This is a genomic window from Pseudomonas sp. FSL R10-2964, assembly GCF_009600035.1.
Lineage (GTDB): Bacteria > Pseudomonadota > Gammaproteobacteria > Pseudomonadales > Pseudomonadaceae > Aquipseudomonas > Aquipseudomonas bubulae.
This window is the reverse complement of record NZ_WIWH01000026.1, coordinates 20,082-37,032: the sequence shown is the minus strand read 5'-3', so window position 1 is coordinate 37,032 and position 16,951 is coordinate 20,082. Positions and strand designations below refer to the sequence as shown.

Sequence of the window (16,951 nt, the reverse complement as noted above, 5' to 3'; positions counted from 1 at the left end):
TCCTTGCAATCGTTAAAAAACACCCCGGATCCAGTCCGGGGTGCGCAAGTATAACGATTCGTGGCCCTGTGGGAGCGGGCTCGCTCGCGATGGCATCACCTCGGCCTGGCTGACAGACCGTGTAGTCCGAATCGCGAGCAAGCCCGCTCCCACAAGGTTGAGGTGCGTCTATGAAGCAATCAGCTGACGCAGCACATAGTGCAAAATCCCTCCGGCCTTGAAGTATTCCACCTCGTTAAGGGTATCGATCCTGCAGAGCACTTCGACTTTTTCCTGGCTGCCGTCCTCGCGGGTGATGACCAGGGTCAGGTTCATTCGCGGTTGCAGTTCGGTACCGGTCAACCCGAGGATATCCAGGGTTTCCTTGCCTGTAATGTTCAGGCTTTTGCGGTTCTGATCGAGCTTGAACTGCAAGGGCAGCACGCCCATGCCCACCAGGTTGGAGCGGTGGATGCGCTCGAAACTCTCGGCAATCACCGCCTTGACCCCCAACAGGTTGGTGCCCTTGGCCGCCCAGTCGCGGCTTGAGCCAGTACCGTATTCCTGGCCGGCTATCACCACCAGCGGAGTGCCTGAGGCCTGGTAACGCATGGCCGCGTCAAAGATCGGCAGTTTTTCACCGGTGGGGATGTAGATCGTATTGCCGCCTTCTTCGCCGCCGAGCATTTCGTTGCGAATGCGAATATTGGCGAAGGTACCGCGCATCATCACTTCATGGTTGCCACGCCGCGAGCCGTAAGAGTTGAAGTCCCGTGGTTCTACGCCCTTGTCGCGCAAGTAGCGCCCGGCGGGGCTGTCAGCCTTGATATTGCCGGCCGGGGAAATATGGTCGGTGGTGACCGAGTCGCCCAGCAACGCAAGGATGTTTGCGCCTTTGACGTCGGCAATCACCGGTAGTGGCCCGCTGATTTCGTCGAAGAACGGCGGATGCTGGATGTAGGTCGAGTCCTCTTGCCAGACATAAGTTGCGGCTTGCGGTACTTCGATGGCTTGCCACTGTTCGTCGCCGGCAAACACCTCGGCGTATTCCTTGTGGAACATGCCTGTGGTCACCTGGGCCACGGCGTCGGCGATTTCTTTCTGGCTGGGCCAGATATCGCGCAGGTACACCGGTTTGCCGTCTTTTCCGGTCCCCAGCGGTTCACGGCTGATATCAATGCGTACTGTGCCCGCAAGGGCATAGGCCACCACCAGGGGTGGCGAGGCCAGCCAGTTGGTTTTCACCAGCGGATGCACGCGCCCCTCAAAGTTGCGGTTGCCAGACAGCACTGAAGCCACGGTCAGGTCGGACTGGGTAATGGCCTTTTCGATCGGCTCGGGCAGTGGCCCGGAATTGCCGATACAGGTGGTGCAGCCATAGCCCACCAGGGCAAAGCCCAATTGGTCGAGGTACGGGGTCAGGCCGGCGGCCGCGTAGTAATCGGTGACTACCTTGGAGCCCGGTGCCAGCGACGTCTTGACCCACGGTTGGCGTGTCAGGCCTTTTTCGACGGCTTTTTTTGCCACCAGGCCTGCAGCCATCATCACACTGGGGTTCGAGGTGTTGGTGCAGGAAGTAATGGCGGCAATCACCACAGCGCCGTTTTTCAGGCGATAGGTATGGCCTTCGTAACTGTAGTCCGCTTCACCGATCAAGTCGGCATTGCCCACGGCAACACCGCCGCCACCTTCGCTTTCGAGGCGACCTTCCTCTTTTTTAGTGGCCGGCTTGAATTGCAGGCTGAGAAAGTCGTCGAAAGATTGCCCGACATCGGGCAGTGCAACCCGGTCTTGCGGTCGTTTTGGCCCGGCCAGGCTGGCTTCGACGGTGCCCATGTCCAGAGCCAGGGTTTCGCTGAAAACCGGCTCCTGGCCTGCGACCCGCCATAGCCCTTGGGCCTTGCAGTAAGCCTCGACCAGTTTGACTGTGGCCTCTGGGCGGCCTGAAAGACGCAGGTAATCCAGGGTGATCTCATCCACCGGGAAAAACCCGCAGGTGGCGCCGTATTCCGGGGCCATATTGGCAAGCGTGGCACGGTCGGCCAGCGGCAGATCCGCCAGGCCATCGCCATAGAATTCTACGAACTTGCCGACCACACCCTTGCTGCGCAGCATTTGCGTCACGGTCAGCACCAGGTCGGTGGCGGTGATGCCTTCTTTGAGCTTGCCGCTGAGCTTGAAGCCCACGACTTCGGGGATCAGCATCGACACGGGCTGGCCCAGCATGGCCGCTTCGGCTTCAATGCCGCCCACGCCCCAGCCCAGCACACCCAGGCCATTGATCATGGTGGTATGGGAGTCGGTGCCTACCAGGGTGTCGGGGAAGGCGTAGGTGCGGCCGTCTTCATCCTTGGTCCAGACCGTGCGGCCCAGGTATTCCAGGTTCACCTGATGGCAAATCCCGGTACCGGGTGGGACCACGCTGAAATTATCGAAGGCATTTTGACCCCAGCGTAAAAACGCATAGCGTTCGCCGTTGCGCTCCATCTCTATATCGACGTTTTGCTCGAAGGCGCTGGCGCTGGCAAACCGGTCGACCATCACCGAGTGGTCAATTACCAGGTCCACGGGGGACAGCGGGTTGATACGTTGCGGATCACCCCCGGCTTTGGCCATGGCGGCGCGCATGGCGGCCAGGTCGACCACTGCCGGTACGCCGGTGAAGTCCTGCATCAGCACCCGCGCAGGGCGGTACTGGATTTCCCGGTCGCTGCGCCGTGCCTTGAGCCAGGCGGCCAGAGCTTTGAGGTCGGGCTCGGTGACGGTTTTACCGTCTTCCCAGCGCAGCAGGTTTTCCAGCAGCACTTTGAGTGACATGGGTAGCCTGCTCAAATCGCCGAGTGATTTGGCGGCGAGGGCAAGGCTGAAATAGTGATAAGTCTTATCGTCGACTTTTAGTGTGGCTAGGGTGTTCAGGCTATCGAGGGAGGACATGAAATGACTCCTTTAGACGGATCACGTGGCACAAGCAGAGCTTCTAACCTAGCTCTGATTAGGGGCTGTGGCTAATAACTGGACTGTCTATGCGGGTTCAAGGTTCCGAACTCGGCTATCATGCCGACCTTTTCGTGACAGTCCTTGCGCCAAATCAAGGATGCGCAGCCGGGCAATTCCTGCCTGCTGCCCAGGAGTAATTCAATGAACACCGTTTTTATGCACTGCCGGCCCGGGTTTGAAGGCGAAGTCTGCTCGGAAATCGCCGAGCACGCCGCCCGCCTTAATGTGGCTGGCTACGCCAAGGCCAAGCCTGGCACTGCCTGTGCCGAGTTTGTGTGCACTGAAGAGGGCGGCGCTGAACGGCTGATGAACAGCTTGCGTTTTGCCGAACTGATTTTCCCGCGTCAATGGGCTCGTGGCGGCTTTGTCGAGCTGCCGGAGACCGACCGGATCAGCGTGATCCTCGAACACATGGCCGACTTCCCGGTGTGTGGCAGCCTGTGGCTGGAAATCGTCGACACCAATGACGGCAAGGAACTGTCCAACTTCTGCAAAAAGTTCGACGGTCATCTGCGCAAAGCGCTGATCAAGGCCGGCAAACTGACTGAAGAAGAGGACGGGAGCAAACCGCGCCTGCTGCTGACGTTTAAAAGTGGTCGTGAAGTGTTTCTTGGCCTGGCCCCGGCCAACAACTCGGCCATGTGGCCCATGGGCATCCCGCGCCTGAAATTCCCCCGCGAAGCGCCTAGCCGTTCAACCCTCAAGCTTGAAGAGGCCTGGCACCATTTTATCCCCCGCGACCAGTGGGACGAGCGCCTGCACAGCGACATGACCGGTGTTGACCTTGGCGCTGCGCCGGGTGGCTGGACCTGGCAACTGGTCAACCGTGGCATGATCGTGACTGCCATCGACAATGGCCCTATGGCTGAAAGCCTGATGGATACCGGTCTGGTGCAGCACTTGATGGCCGATGGCTTTACCTTCAAGCCCAAGCAGCCGGTGGACTGGATGGTCTGCGATATTGTGGAGAAACCGGCGCGCAATGCGGCCATGCTCGAAGAGTGGATTGGTGAAGGTCATTGCCGTGAAGCGGTAGTCAACTTGAAGCTGCCGATGAAACAGCGTTACGCCGAAGTACGCCGTTTGCTCGACCGTATTGCAGACGGTTTCAAGGCACGCGGCATTCAGGTTGAAATCGGCTGCAAGCAGCTGTACCACGACCGTGAAGAAGTGACCTGCCATTTGCGTCGACTGGACGTTAAAAAAACCAAATCTCGCTGATCGGGGAGTAAGTGATGAGTTTTACCGACCTGCCGGTTGACGGCACCCTGGACGCTACCGGCCTGAACTGCCCGGAGCCGGTGATGATGCTGCACCAATATATTCGCGACCTGGCGCCGGGTGGCTTGTTGAAAGTCATTGCGACGGATCCTTCGACCCGCCGCGACATTCCCAAGTTCTGCGTGTTTCTGGACCATGAACTGGTGGGCCAGCAGGAAGAGGCGGGCACGTACCTGTACTGGATCCGCAAGAAGCAGGATTGACGGCGCCCATAGCAATTGCGCCGGTCTTGTGGGAGCGGGCTTGCATCGCGATGCAGGCGCCACGGTCTGTCAGGCAAACCACGCTGATGCCATCGCGGGCAAGCCCGCTGCCACCGCATTTATGTGCGGCGGCGGATATGTTTTTTCGCACTGCGCGCCAACCGCACACCCAGCATCAGTGCCGCGCAGGTCAGGCCAACGATCAAGCCCTGCCATAGCCCGCTCGGGCCATTGGCCGGGCCGAACCAGTCGGTCAGCCCCAGGGCGTAGCCCACCGGCAAACCAATCCCCCAGTAGGCAAACAGGGTCAGGATCATCGTCACTCGTGTGTCCTGATAACCGCGCAGGGCACCGGCAGCGGTGACCTGGATCACGTCCGAGAACTGATACAGCGCAGCAAACATCAACAGCATGGTCGCCACCTCGATCACCATGGGATCGGCGGTGTAGACGGTGGCAATCTGCTCACGCAACAACAGAATCAGACTGGCGGAAATCGCCGCCCAGACCAGTGCGGTACCCATGCCCACGCCCGCTACAAAGCGTGCCTCGCGCGGTTGCTGGCGGCCCAGGGCCTGACCCACGCGCACGGTAATCGCCATACCCAGTGAGTATGGAATCATAAAGACCAGTGAACTGAAGTTCAGGGCGATTTGATGGCCCGCCACCACCGTGGCCCCCAAACTGCCGATCAACAGCGCAATCACCGCAAAAATGCTCGATTCGGCAAAGACTGCGATGCCAATCGGCAAGCCCACACTGAGCAAACGCTTGAGGATCGCCCATTTTGGCCATTCAAAATGGCTGTAGACCTTACTCGACTGGTAGATGGCCCCTCTGAACGTCCAGACCACCATGCCCAGAGCCATAAACCACATCACAATGGCCGTGGCCCAGCCGCAGCCCACGCCGCCCATGGCCGGGACGCCAAAGTGGCCATAGATGAAGATGTAGTTGATCGGGATATTCAGTGCCAGGGCACTGAGCCCCAGGATCATGCTTGGCCGGGTTTTTCCCAGGCCATCGCTGAAATTACGCAACACGCAATACAGCCCCACGGCGGGCATGCCGCTGGCGATCCCGTGCAGGTAACCCATGCTGGGGGTGATCAGCTCAGGGTCGACCTTCATCAGATGCAATAGCGGCTCGGCCGCGATCAGGATCAACGCTGCGCACAGGCCGGTAATCAGTGCCAGCCACAGTGCCTGGCGTACGATGGGGCCGATTTCGCCGTGTGCATTGGCGCCAAACCGCTGGGCGACCTTGGGCGTGGTCGCCAGCAGAATGCCGGACATCAACAAAAACACCGGAACCCAGATCGAGTTGCCCAGTGCCACGGCGGCCAGATCCCTAGGGCCCACGCGCCCGGCCATCACGGCATCGACAAAACCCATGGCCGTGGTTGCGATCTGCGAAATGATGATGGGAAATGCCAGCGCCAACAGCGCGCGCACCTCGGTGCGTACCCGGGCCGGGCGGCTGACAGGGAGGGAAGAGGGGGGGTGAGTCACAGAGTTCACTGGCTTGTATCCACAGGGTTAAACGCGCAAAGCCGGGGATTGTACGCCTGACCATGTGGTCAGTTAATAGCGAGTTGTAGGCCCTTTGTAAGCGTGCCCGCAAGTACCTGCACACCCGGCTGGCCCATTGCGCGTAACAACGCCTACACTGCCACTCCGCGAAAGGAGCCTGCCATGTTGATTGTTGCTGATGAAAATATTCCGCTGATCGAAGAATTTTTTGCTGACTTCGGTGAAATACGCCGCTTGCCGGGGCGCCAGATCAACCGTGCAGACGTTCACGATGCCGATGTTTTGCTGGTGCGCTCGGTGACCAAAGTGGACCGCGAGCTGCTCGAAGGCAGTGCAGTGCGGTTTGTCGGAACCTGCACCATCGGCACTGATCACCTGGCGCTGGATTACTTCCAGCAGTCTGGTATCCACTGGTCCAGTGCTCCTGGCTGCAATGCCCGTGGCGTCGTGGACTACGTGCTCGGCAGCCTGCTGACGCTGGCTGAAATCGAAGGCGCCGACTTGACCCAGCGCACCTACGGCGTGATTGGTGCCGGTGAAGTGGGCGGTCGCCTGGTCAACGTCTTGCGTTCACTGGGCTTCAATGTGCTGGTTTGCGACCCGGTGCGGGCGGCGGCCGAGGGCGGTGACTATGTCAGCCTTGAGCACGTGATCGAGCAGTGCGATGTACTCAGCCTGCATACGCCGCTGGACAGGACCGGCGATTACCCGACCTGGCATCTGCTTGATCAGCAGCGGCTGGAACAGCTGAAACCGGGTACCTGGCTGATCAACGCCAGCCGCGGCCCGGTGGTGGATAATGCCGCGCTGCGTGAAGTTTTGACCCGCCGGGATGATCTGCAAGCGGTACTCGATGTATGGGAGGGTGAGCCGCAAGTAGACCGCGAACTGGCGGATCTGTGCGTGCTGGCCACCCCGCATATTGCCGGCTACAGCCTGGATGGCAAACAGCGGGGTACGGCACAGATTTATCAGGCATTGTGCGATTTTCTGGGGCATAGCCCTGAAGTCAAACTGGCCGACCTGCTGCCGTCCCCCTGGCTGGCCAAGGTTGAACTGAGTGCTGACAGCGACCCGGCATGGGCCCTGGCCATGCTCTGTCGCGGTGTGTACGACCCGCGCCGTGACGATGCCGACTTTCGCCGCAGTTTGAGTGGAACCGTCCAGGAGCAAAAGCTGGCATTCGACGGACTGCGCAAAAACTACCCGATTCGCCGCGAAATTGAAGGCTTGCCGGTGCATATCGCGGGTGATTCAGTGGCCCTGAAGCAACTGGTAAAAGCCTTGGGCGCCGTGCCGGTCTGAATGTGCAGGCCTAAAAAAACCGGCCCTACGCAGTAAGGCCGGTCAGTGACGCGAATGCTGTTTAATCATGTACAGGGTCTTGTTGGCAAGGATCAGCCCTTGCGTGATGGCGTGACCAGGCGTTGCTCCAGCTCATGGCAGGCGTCCTGAATCATCGCCTCGGTGATCAGGATCTCCTGACCATTTTCGTCGATAAACGCGCACCCCAGAGATTGCTGTGGCTGGGTACGAATCACCGGTACGGCTTGAGCGTTCTGTTGCAAATCCATGGCCTGTCTCCTCATCAGGGTGTAGCGCTACTGTAGATCCGTTTAATGACCAAGCTGTTACAAACTTGGCGACCACCCCAGTCCAACAGAAATATCCTGAAACTTCCAGCCCGACTTTAGAACATTACTGTCTAGGGTTTGTGGTGACAGGTCATATTCAAAACGAGTGAGAAAGATTTACCGGTTTTAGGCGAACTTCGTTGTAGGCTGTGTAAGGCTTTTTATGCTGATCCTCACTGCGGATACCCTCCCATGCTTTCTTCCCGTCATCGCCGCGCCATTCGTCTGGCAGCGCATTTTATTGCACCCTATCGTTGGCCGGCTCTTGGCGCCCTGCTGGCGCTGATTGTTACGGCGGGTATTACCTTGTCGATGGGGCAGGGTATTCGTCTATTGGTCGACAAGGGTTTCATGACCCAGTCAGCGCATTTGCTAAACCAGTCCATCGGCTTTTTTCTGTTGCTGGTGCTGGGCTTATCAGTGGGCACTTTCGTGCGCTTTTACCTGGTGTCATGGATCGGTGAGCGGGTGGTCGCCGATATTCGGCGCCAGGTGTTCAATCACCTGATCGGTCTGCACCCGGGGTTCTACGAGAACAACCGCAGCTCGGAAATCCAGTCGCGGCTGACCACGGATACGACCTTGCTGCAGTCGGTGATCGGTTCATCGCTGTCGTTGTTCCTGCGCAACAGCCTGATGGTGATCGGCGGCGTGGTGCTGTTGTTTGTCACCAACCCCAAGCTCACCAGTATCGTGGTGGTGGCCTTGCCTCTGGTGCTGGTGCCCATCCTGTTTTTTGGTCGCCGGGTGCGCAGTCTGTCGCGCCAGAGCCAGGACCGTATCGCTGATGTCGGCAGTTATGTCGCCGAGGCCCTGGGCCAGATCAAGACGGTGCAGGCTTATAACCATCAACAGCAAGACCAGCAACGCTTTGCCAGTACCGTGGAGCAGGCGTTTGCCACTGCCCGCAAACGCATCCTGCAACGGGCGTGGTTGATCACGCTGGTGATCTTGCTGGTGCTGGGCGCCGTGGGGGTGATGCTGTGGGTCGGCGGCATGGACGTGATCGCCGGGCGCATCACCGGCGGCGAGCTGGCCGCCTTTGTGTTTTACAGCCTGGTGGTGGGCAGCGCATTCGGCACCCTGAGCGAAGTGATTGGCGAGTTGCAACAGGCGGCGGGCGCGGCCGAGCGAATTGCCGAGCTGTTGCAGGCGAAAAGCATGATCCTGCCACCGAGCACGGATTTGCGCGTGTTACCCGCACGGGTGAAGGACAATTTGCAGCTTGAAAACTTGCGCTTTTCTTACCCTTCACGGCCCGAAAGCCATGCGATCGATGGCCTGAGCCTGACGATCAATGCGGGAGAAACCCTGGCGCTGGTCGGCCCTTCCGGGGCGGGCAAGTCAACATTGTTCGACTTGTTGCTGCGCTTTTACGATCCGCAACAAGGGCAAATCCTGCTTGAAGGGCAGCCGATCACTCAGCTTGACCCGCAAGACCTGCGTCGTTGTTTTGCTCTGGTGTCGCAAACACCTGCGCTGTTTTTCGGCACCATTGAAGACAACATCCGGTATGGCAATGCCGGGGCCAGCGATGAGCAGGTCCAGGCTGCGGCGCGAATTGCCCACGGCCACGACTTTATCCTGCAAATGCCCGAGGGTTACAAAACCCACTTGGGTGATGGCGGCCTGGGCTTGTCGGGCGGTCAACGCCAGCGTCTGGCGATTGCCCGGGCGTTGCTGGTGGATGCGCCGATCCTGTTGCTGGATGAGGCCACCAGTGCCCTGGATGCCCAAAGCGAGCATCTGATCCAGCAGGCTTTGCCGAGCCTGATGCAAGGCCGTACCACGCTGGTGATTGCCCACCGTCTGGCCACCGTGCAAAACGCTGATCGTATCGCGGTAATGGATCAGGGCAAGCTGGTCGCCATCGGCACCCATGCCCAATTAATCGCCGCCAACCCGCTGTATGCACGGTTGGCGGCGTTGCAGTTCAACGTAGGGGTGTAGCTGTGGGAGCGGGCTTGCTCGCGATGGTATCAACGCGATTCAACAGACAGACCGGGTCGTCTGTATCGCGAGCAAGCCCGCTCCCACATGGCAGCATCAAGACAGTTGCTGCCAGAGGGAGATTTAGCGGTACTCACACAGGTAGGCGGTATCCACTGCGACCTTGAGCTGAAACTTGCTGTTGGCCGGCACGTTGAACTGGCTGCCGGTCTTGAAGGTTTCATATTCGCTGCTGCCCGGCAACTTGACGCTCAGCTCGCCCGAGACCACGTGCATGATTTCACGCTCGGCGGTGCCGAACTCGTATTCACCTGCAGCCATGACGCCAATGGTGGCCTTGCCTTCGGTTTGGGCGAAGGCAATCGACTTGACGGTGCCGTCGAAGTATTCGTTGACTTTAAACATGGCGATTCCTCGGAATGGGCTAAAAAGGGCTGGCCAGTATGCAGAAGCGGTTTTATCCCGTCACGCCCTTTTATGGCCGTCACCCCTTGAGCACCAGGGGCAATAAACGCGCAGTATTACGGGCATCTTCCAGGGCCCGGTGCTGTTGACCATTGAATTGCATTCCGGCCAGTTGCAACGCGCTGTTCAGGCCCAGCGGCTGCTTTAACTGGCGGGCCCTGGCAAATTGCTGCTTGAGGTTCATATGCGGCAATTGCTGCAGGGCGCTGTGCAGTTGTTTGTGCTGCCATTCCTGTTCCAGTTGTTTTCGGTCGTACTCGCCCCAGCTGGCCCAGCCTTCAAGCTTGGGCAGGTGCTGGCCGAGCCAGCGTTCAAATTGCTCCCAAACCAAAGGCATCGATGCAGCGGCATCAATCTTGGCCTGGGTGATACGGGTCAGTTGCCGACAGAAAGGGGTCAACAGCGGACGACGTTGCGGGCGAATAAATCGCTGAAAATGATCCACCTCACGACCTGCGCGGGTGACCACGCTGGCGCCGATTTCGATCACTTCCATTTCCTCCAGGGGCCAGCCGCCATCATCGGTAGTGGCTTCCAGGTCAATTACCAGCCAGTGAGGCATGTGCAGCTTCCTTTAACAGCATCGGCGTTGAAGTTGGAGCGTAGCTAAAACACTGAGCACGGTGCTTATTTTGTAGTGGGCCAGTCGACCCCTTGCTTGCTAGTCTATATGCGCTTTAATGGTGTGCGTGCCCGATCTCAGGTCGTGTGTCGATCAATAAGTTCCAGCCATGAACGGCGTCAGGTGTGTATGGTTTTGAAGTGTTCGCCAATTCAATTGGCCCACAGCCTGTTGCTGACCCTGGGAATGGGCTGGCTGGCACCGGTGTGGGCGATTCAGGAAATCAGGGTTGGAGCTGCGCACTTTCCGCCTTATATCGTACGTCCCGAGCGCGGCACCGACACGGGCCTGTTGTCGCAACTGCTTGCAGCTCTCAACCAGTTGCAAGGCGACTACCGCTTTGTCCTTGTGCCCAGTTCCATTGCCCGGCGTGTGCGTGACTTCGAGCGTGGGCGGGTGGACATGCTGATGTTCGAGAACCCGGCCTGGGGCTGGCAGGCGTTCTCCTATGCTGCAGTTGATATGGGCCTGGAAGACGCTGAAGTGTTTGTTGCCCGGCAGCATCCTGACCGTGAACAAGGCTATTTTGATGACCTCAAGGGCAAGCGCCTCGCCCTGTATAGCGGCTATCACTATGCTTTTGCCGGGTTCAACGCCTCGCCGAAATTTCTCACCGAGACCTTCGGCGCAACCCTGACCTATTCCCACGAAAGCAATTTATTTATGGTCTTGAGGGGGCGGGCGGATATTGCCTTGATGACACGTTCCAACCTGATCGACATGCTGGGCTGCGACCCGCAGGCCAAGGCGAAGGTGATGGTGATGGTGTCAGAGCGTATCGATCAGACTTATCGTCACTTCGCCCTGTTGCGGCCACAGGCACCGATCCAGAGTCAGCAGTTTGCACAAATGCTGCAAAAGCTGCGCGACAACGGCCAGTTGAAGGCGATTTTTGCGCCTTACAAAATTGCCGTGGTTGAGATGTAGGAAGGTGCAAGCCCGGTTGTATCAACGCCGCGCGTAGGTATCTGCGTGGGTGCCCGACACTGCGCGGCAATGGATCAGGGCATCGCGGATCATGAAGTTGACCAGGGTGGGAGATACGCCCAGTTCCTTGGCAATATCTTTTTGCTGTACGCCATGCAGGCGATACATCTCGAAGGCATAACGGGTACGGCTTGGCAGCTCGGTGAGTGCCACCGCGATATGTTCCAGAGTCGAGAAATTGATCAGCGAGGTTTCCGGGGAGGCGCCGTGGATCACCACGTTCATGCCTTCTTCTTCGGTGCCGGAGTATTTTTGCTCCAGCGCCTGCTTGCGGTAGTGGTCAATTGCCAGGTTACGCACGATCTGGAACAGGTAGCTCAGTTGTGCCTTGAACGATGAAGTGATCTGCGGTGCGGACTGCAAACGGAAGAAGGCATCCTGAACCACATCTTCAGCCCGGTATCGGCAGCCCGTTATGCGGGCTGCGATTTTGACCAGGACCAGTCGGTTATCAACAAAGGCTTGAAGTAGGGGTGAGTCGCACTTGCCTGTGGACATTGGTTCCGTCATGGAGATCACCTGCTGCGAATGAGTGAGTGAGGACCTCTTCGTGGGAAGCGTCCTACACAGCTGTTCACAAGCTAGGCTTAATGATAATGATTGTCAATTGAGAAATAGAATTAATAGCGCTGCAGGTGGTGAACTGAGACATGCCTCACGCCAGCATCGGCGTGGGCTGCGAACGCTTTGTAGCGCGATCGCAGCCCTCGGGTTTTACTTGGGCCCCAGGATCTGGACCAGTTTCTCCGGCGATGGCGCGCCTTGCTGCTGTTGCAGGTTGCCTTGTGCGTCCTGGTAGAAAATGGCCGGGGTGGCGGCCACGTCCAGCTCTTCCATCAACTTGGCATTGGCATCGAGCTTGGCTTGAATGTCAGCCGGGATTTTGGCCAGGGGCTTGAGGCTACTGGCCTTGCCGGCTTTTTCGTGTTCGTGCAGGGCTTGCTGCGGGTCCTTGGCGGCCAGCAGGGCGGCAGATTTGGCCGGGCTGTCTTCGCGGATGATGCCCACCATGATATGGCGCAATTGCACTTTGCCCGAGTCAACCCAAGGGCGGGCCTGCTCCCAGAACATGTTGCAGTACGGGCAGTTGGGGTCGCTGAACAAGTACACGATACGCGGTGCATTCGCCTTGCCGTCGGCAATCCAGTTGCTCTTCTCCATTTCGCCCCAGACCTGCTTGGCCATCGGCTCGTACACCAGCTTTTGCAGCGGCGCCAGGCTCAGGTCTTTGCCGTCGGCATCATACAAATTACCCACCAGAACGTTACCGTCCTGGGTCAGGTACAGCGCCATGCCACGGTTCTGGTACTGGGCGGCATAGCCACGCAAGCCGCCGGGAGCATCGAAGCTGCCAATGATTTTTGCACCCTTGGCTTCAATCTTCTTGATCGCCGGCGGCAGCTCTTCTGCCTGCAATACAGGCGATTGCAGGAGCGCAGCTCCCAGCAGGGAGGCCATGCCCAGGGTTAGCAGTTTGCGGTTAAACATTTTTGCTCATTCCTTGCAGGGTCGACCTGTTGGGCCGACATTGAATGGTTCAGATTGAAAGGCTCCATGGCCCGGGCCAGACTGGCTTTTGACAGCTCGCCCAAATGACTGCCCAGCAGTCGACCATCAGCGCTGTAGAACAGCGTAGTCGGCAGGGCCATCGAACCGACTTTTTGTGCCAACTGGCCGCCGCTGTCGAACAGCACGTTGCTGAGGTTCAGACCCTGGGTTTCAAGGAAGGTGCTGACGCTCTGCATGCTCTCGCCCTGATTGACGAACAGGAAGGTCACGTTTTGATGTTGATGCTGGGCGTTTTGCAGCACCGGCATTTCGCGCCGGCACGGCGGGCACCAGGTGGCCCACAGATTGATCACCAGCGGGCCGCCCTGATAGCTGCTCAACTGCACCGACTCGCCATTGGCATTGCGCAATACCATTTCCGGCAGGCGCGTGCCTTTTTCGTAAAGGCTGGACGACAGGCTGGCCAGCAGCCAGAACGCCAGCCCGCTGGCCAGCCCCCAACCCAGCGGGCGACGCAAACCGACGCGGCGCCAGCCCCAGATAAGCCCACCCAGCAGTACCGCCACCAACCCCGGCCACAGTAAAAAACCGCCATCGCGCAGGTCGAGAATTTGCAGCGGGTCGTCCTTGAAGTAGCGCCAGTAGCTGAGCACAAAGCCGATGCGTGCGCTCAGCAAACCCAGTAAGAACAGGCTGAACAGCACTGATTCGGGGTTTTCACCACCGCGTTTGGCCACACGCCACCCCACCAGTGTCGCCAGGGCAAGGGCCAGTATCAGCAGCAAGTGGTTGATGGCCAGCGCAAACGAACCGATGGTCAGGGTCAGCATTTAGAGGAGTTCCCGAGTGGCGTTCCAGTTATTCAAAAAGGTCTGGGCGTTGACTTCGCCAGTGATGCGTTGTCCGCGCCGCTCAACACCATTGGGGCCGATCCAGACAAAACTGGGCGGGCCGGGTACTTGATAGCGGCTGAGCAGCTCGCGGCTGGCGACATTATCGGCGGTCACGTCAAGACGCAACAGGCGCACGCCTTGCAGGGCATCCATCACCTGGGGTTTGGCAAATACCTGCTTCTCCATGACCTTGCATGACACGCACCAGTCTGCGTAGTAGTCGAGCATCACCCATTGACCTGCTGCCTTGGCATCTGCCAGCTCGCGGTCCAGGCTGGCCGGGTCCTTGAGGGTGATAAAGGCGTCATGGGCGGAGTTTGTCGTGCTCCCCGCCACGGTTGTGGCGGTATACACCTGCAGCGGTTGCCACAGCTCGGTCCCGCCCCCGGCCGCTCCCACCAGCAACAGGCTGCCCCACAGGCCGGCCAGCAGGCTGAGCGGGCGGAACAGCGGTTTGGCGCGAAGGAATGCCTGTGCCTGTTGCCACAGGCTGGACGCCAGAACGACCAGCAGCACGCCCCACAAACCGACCCACAAGGATTCATCGAGGACCGGGCGTACCAGCAACAGCGCAGTACCCAGGAACAAAAAGCCGAACAGGCCTTTCATCAGGTTCATCCACGCACCGGGCTTGGGCAGGAAACGGCTGCCCACGGTGACCAGCAGCAACAACGGCACGCCAATGCCCAGGCCCATCACAAACAGCACCAGGCCACCTTCAACGGCGTTGCCGCTTTGCGCGATATACAACAGGGCACCGGCCAGCGGTGCGGTCATGCAGGGGCCCACCAGCAGGCCAGAGAGGGCACCCAGAATACCCGCACCCAGCAAGCTGCCGCCCTTGCGGCCACGCCCGGCGCTTTCCAGGCGGTCACGCAGGCCGGCAGGCAGTTGCAGTTCAAAAAAACCGAACATTGGCAGTGCCAGCACTACGAACAGGGCAGCAAAACTACCCAGCAACCAGGGTTGTTGCAGCAACGCCTGCAAGTTGGCGCCGAGCAGGGCCGCCAGCACGCCCAGCCCGGCATACACCAGCGCCATGCTGATCACATAACTGCCGGCCACGGCAAAACCGCGCCCGGCCGTGGCGCCACTGCCCACCACCAGCCCGGCCAGAATCGGCAGCATGGGCAGCGAGCAAGGCGTAAAGGCCAGCAGCAGGCCCAGGCCGAAGAACAGCAGCAGGCTCCAGCCCAGGGAGCGCTGCTGCAAGGTGGCCGCCAGCGACTGGTCCTGGGCCTGACCCTGCGCTGCGGCAGACTGCATGCCGCCCAAATCGATGGTCCGGCTTTGTGGCGGATAGCACAGGCCGGCATCGGCGCAGCCTTGCCAGCTGACCTTGACCTGACCGCTGGCACCTGCCGGAATCACTAGCGCAACGTTGTCGCGATACACCTCTGTGGCGCCAAAAAACTCATCGCTGTGTTCCAGCCCTTTAGGCAACTCGGGTGTGTGTGCGGCATCCAGCCCGTCAAACTTGAAGCGCTTTTTATACAGATAGTACTTGTCGGCTATTTTCCACTGCAGGCGGGTTTCACCAGAGGGCAGATCTTCGCTGCTGAACACAAACGCCTTGGCGACCGGAAGGAAGTCCGGCTTTTGTGCAAACGGATCTTCATTGGCATGCGCCTGGCTAAAACCGGCGACCAGCAGCAGGAGAAAGAAAAACAAACGAGACATGCGCCCAACCTTGGAGTGTACGGATACGCCACACCTTGGCGGGCGTTGATTAACCGAGTGTTAATACGCGAGAGGTTCAAGCCGGTTGAGGGCTTAGAGCAAGCAGGCGCGCAGGCGGAATTCGGACAGCAGCGGGTAGTGCTCACGCCACTCATGGGCAATCTCTTTGGCGGTAATGACTTGGGCCGGGCCCAGCTCCGACTCAAGATGATGGAGTTTGTCCTGGATATTATAGGGATTGCTCCCCCGGCCCTTTACCTGGTTGACCAGCCATAACAGGGCATACCCCCCTGTGTAATCGGCTTCGAAACCGCTGACGATATCGTTATGGGTGCCATCGCTGTTCATGCCGGTCAGGGCCAGGCCATATTGCTGGACAGCATTGATGCTGCCGGCCTGGGCTTCCTTGAGTATCCAGTGTTGAATAAGCGCAAAGTTCCGGCGGTTTTCAATGCGGTTCGCAAACCAGTTCATGGCAGGAGGATATCCACCATAGGCTGAGCTGCTGATCAGTTCATAGATGACTTCTTGGGGATCCTCGGCGCTGGCCAGCATTGTTGGGTTTTTATCGTAGAGGGTTGCCAGCAAGTATTGAGCGATGGCATGTCCTGATGCCGCCGAATGCTTTAGCCAGTTCAGATCCCTGGTCAAGGCATACATGTCCAGCAGTGCTTCGGGGGTATGGACTCGCAAGCCGCTTTCGAGCTGTGCGCGTACTTTTGCGTTCCACGCATCGCCGCCCAGACGCAGCATCGCGTCAATATTGCCGTGCTCCGCGGCAGCCTCGTAGAGGGGCATATACTGCGCCTTGAGGGTGATCTGCAGCCTTTCGATCATCTGTGAGGCCTGTGTTACCAGGTGCCAGTGATGCTCTTTCTGGCGACTGATTTGCGTTATCCCTGCAATTTGTCGCCTGAGCGTGGTGATCTGGGACGAGATTTCAGTAGGGCTATGCTCGATGATGCTGGCCAGTGCAAACTGAGCCTCGGCATCGCCCACCGTCGCGGGTAATTGCAAAAACTGCCGGGCATGTTCAAAGGCGCCAAGGTCGTAAAGACGCATGCCTTTTTGATGAAGTGTGGTGTAGGTGGGGAGCCCTTCGAAGAGCCACGAAAACTCATCACTGGGTGCCAGCATGTGAAGTTCCTTCAGGTTGTTGGCGAGGCGATCTCCAGCTTAGGGATGGATTGGAGTGCGAGTGCGTTACATAAATAGGCAC

Annotated in this window: 15 protein-coding genes; 5 read left to right on the top strand and 10 right to left on the bottom strand. The window is 58.9% G+C overall.

Annotated elements, in window-relative coordinates:
- Positions 1 to 168 precede the first annotated feature (168 nt).
- Positions 169 to 2,913, bottom strand: coding sequence for an aconitate hydratase AcnA (gene acnA / locus GHN92_RS15655; RefSeq protein ID WP_153380556.1), 2,745 nt, complete (start codon positions 2,911 to 2,913; stop codon positions 169 to 171).
- Between the two features lie 204 nt (positions 2,914 to 3,117).
- Here acnA and rlmM point away from each other — a divergent pair, with 204 nt between their 5' ends.
- The gene (gene rlmM, locus GHN92_RS15650; RefSeq protein ID WP_095018984.1) at positions 3,118 to 4,197 is read left to right on the top strand and encodes a 23S rRNA (cytidine(2498)-2'-O)-methyltransferase RlmM; all 1,080 of its coding nucleotides are present in this window, start codon (positions 3,118 to 3,120) and stop codon (positions 4,195 to 4,197) included.
- A gap of 14 nt (positions 4,198 to 4,211) precedes the next feature.
- Positions 4,212 to 4,460 carry a sulfurtransferase TusA gene (gene tusA / locus GHN92_RS15645; protein WP_095002746.1) on the top strand — a complete coding sequence of 83 codons (249 nt, stop codon included), beginning with the start codon at positions 4,212 to 4,214 and terminating at the stop codon, positions 4,458 to 4,460.
- A 119-nt stretch (positions 4,461 to 4,579) separates the two neighbouring features.
- On the opposite strand, the gene GHN92_RS15640 is transcribed toward tusA, so the two are convergent.
- Positions 4,580 to 5,980 (bottom strand): MATE family efflux transporter, encoded by a 1,401-nt coding sequence (locus tag GHN92_RS15640; protein WP_095018983.1) that lies wholly within the window; start codon positions 5,978 to 5,980, stop codon positions 4,580 to 4,582.
- A 174-nt stretch (positions 5,981 to 6,154) separates the two neighbouring features.
- On the opposite strand from GHN92_RS15640, the gene pdxB reads away from it, so the two are divergent.
- Entirely contained in the window at positions 6,155 to 7,297 is a 1,143-nt protein-coding gene (pdxB, locus tag GHN92_RS15635; RefSeq protein ID WP_095002744.1) for a 4-phosphoerythronate dehydrogenase PdxB, read from the top strand.
- A gap of 92 nt (positions 7,298 to 7,389) precedes the next feature.
- On the opposite strand, the gene GHN92_RS23875 is transcribed toward pdxB, so the two are convergent.
- On the bottom strand, positions 7,390 to 7,566 hold the full coding sequence (locus GHN92_RS23875; protein WP_165446486.1) for a PA1571 family protein: 177 nt from the start codon (positions 7,564 to 7,566) through the stop codon (positions 7,390 to 7,392).
- Between the two features lie 252 nt (positions 7,567 to 7,818).
- On the opposite strand from GHN92_RS23875, the gene GHN92_RS15630 reads away from it, so the two are divergent.
- Positions 7,819 to 9,576: an ABC transporter transmembrane domain-containing protein gene (locus tag GHN92_RS15630; RefSeq protein ID WP_153380554.1), complete on the top strand. Its 1,758-nt coding sequence runs from the start codon at positions 7,819 to 7,821 to the stop codon at positions 9,574 to 9,576.
- A 123-nt stretch (positions 9,577 to 9,699) separates the two neighbouring features.
- On the opposite strand, the gene GHN92_RS15625 is transcribed toward GHN92_RS15630, so the two are convergent.
- On the bottom strand, positions 9,700 to 9,981 hold the full coding sequence (locus GHN92_RS15625) for a pyrimidine/purine nucleoside phosphorylase (RefSeq protein WP_016780320.1): 282 nt from the start codon (positions 9,979 to 9,981) through the stop codon (positions 9,700 to 9,702).
- A 79-nt stretch (positions 9,982 to 10,060) separates the two neighbouring features.
- Complete coding sequence (locus GHN92_RS15620; RefSeq protein ID WP_095018981.1) at positions 10,061 to 10,603, bottom strand: exonuclease domain-containing protein; 543 nt, start codon at positions 10,601 to 10,603, stop codon at positions 10,061 to 10,063.
- A 189-nt stretch (positions 10,604 to 10,792) separates the two neighbouring features.
- Here GHN92_RS15620 and GHN92_RS15615 point away from each other — a divergent pair, with 189 nt between their 5' ends.
- On the top strand, positions 10,793 to 11,590 hold the full coding sequence (locus GHN92_RS15615; RefSeq protein WP_153380552.1) for an ABC transporter substrate-binding protein: 798 nt from the start codon (positions 10,793 to 10,795) through the stop codon (positions 11,588 to 11,590).
- 21 nt (positions 11,591 to 11,611) lie between these two features.
- Here the strand turns inward: GHN92_RS15615 and GHN92_RS15610 are convergent, their stop codons facing one another.
- The 5 genes from GHN92_RS15610 to GHN92_RS15590 form a co-directional block, all read right to left on the bottom strand.
- Positions 11,612 to 12,160, bottom strand: coding sequence for an RNA polymerase factor sigma-70 (locus tag GHN92_RS15610; RefSeq protein WP_095002740.1), 549 nt, complete (start codon positions 12,158 to 12,160; stop codon positions 11,612 to 11,614).
- 204 nt (positions 12,161 to 12,364) lie between these two features.
- The gene (dsbG, locus tag GHN92_RS15605) at positions 12,365 to 13,138 is read right to left on the bottom strand and encodes a thiol:disulfide interchange protein DsbG (protein WP_153326534.1); all 774 of its coding nucleotides are present in this window, start codon (positions 13,136 to 13,138) and stop codon (positions 12,365 to 12,367) included.
- Positions 13,117 to 13,989 carry a TlpA disulfide reductase family protein gene (locus GHN92_RS15600; RefSeq protein WP_095039344.1) on the bottom strand — a complete coding sequence of 291 codons (873 nt, stop codon included), beginning with the start codon at positions 13,987 to 13,989 and terminating at the stop codon, positions 13,117 to 13,119. Before GHN92_RS15600 ends, dsbG begins: the two co-directional genes overlap by 22 nt.
- Positions 13,990 to 15,732 (bottom strand): protein-disulfide reductase DsbD, encoded by a 1,743-nt coding sequence (gene dsbD / locus GHN92_RS15595; RefSeq protein ID WP_095018978.1) that lies wholly within the window; start codon positions 15,730 to 15,732, stop codon positions 13,990 to 13,992. It abuts the gene before it with no gap.
- Positions 15,733 to 15,825: 93 nt separating this feature from the next.
- Positions 15,826 to 16,869: a hypothetical protein gene (locus tag GHN92_RS15590; RefSeq protein ID WP_153380550.1), complete on the bottom strand. Its 1,044-nt coding sequence runs from the start codon at positions 16,867 to 16,869 to the stop codon at positions 15,826 to 15,828.
- Positions 16,870 to 16,951: the final 82 nt, after the last annotated feature.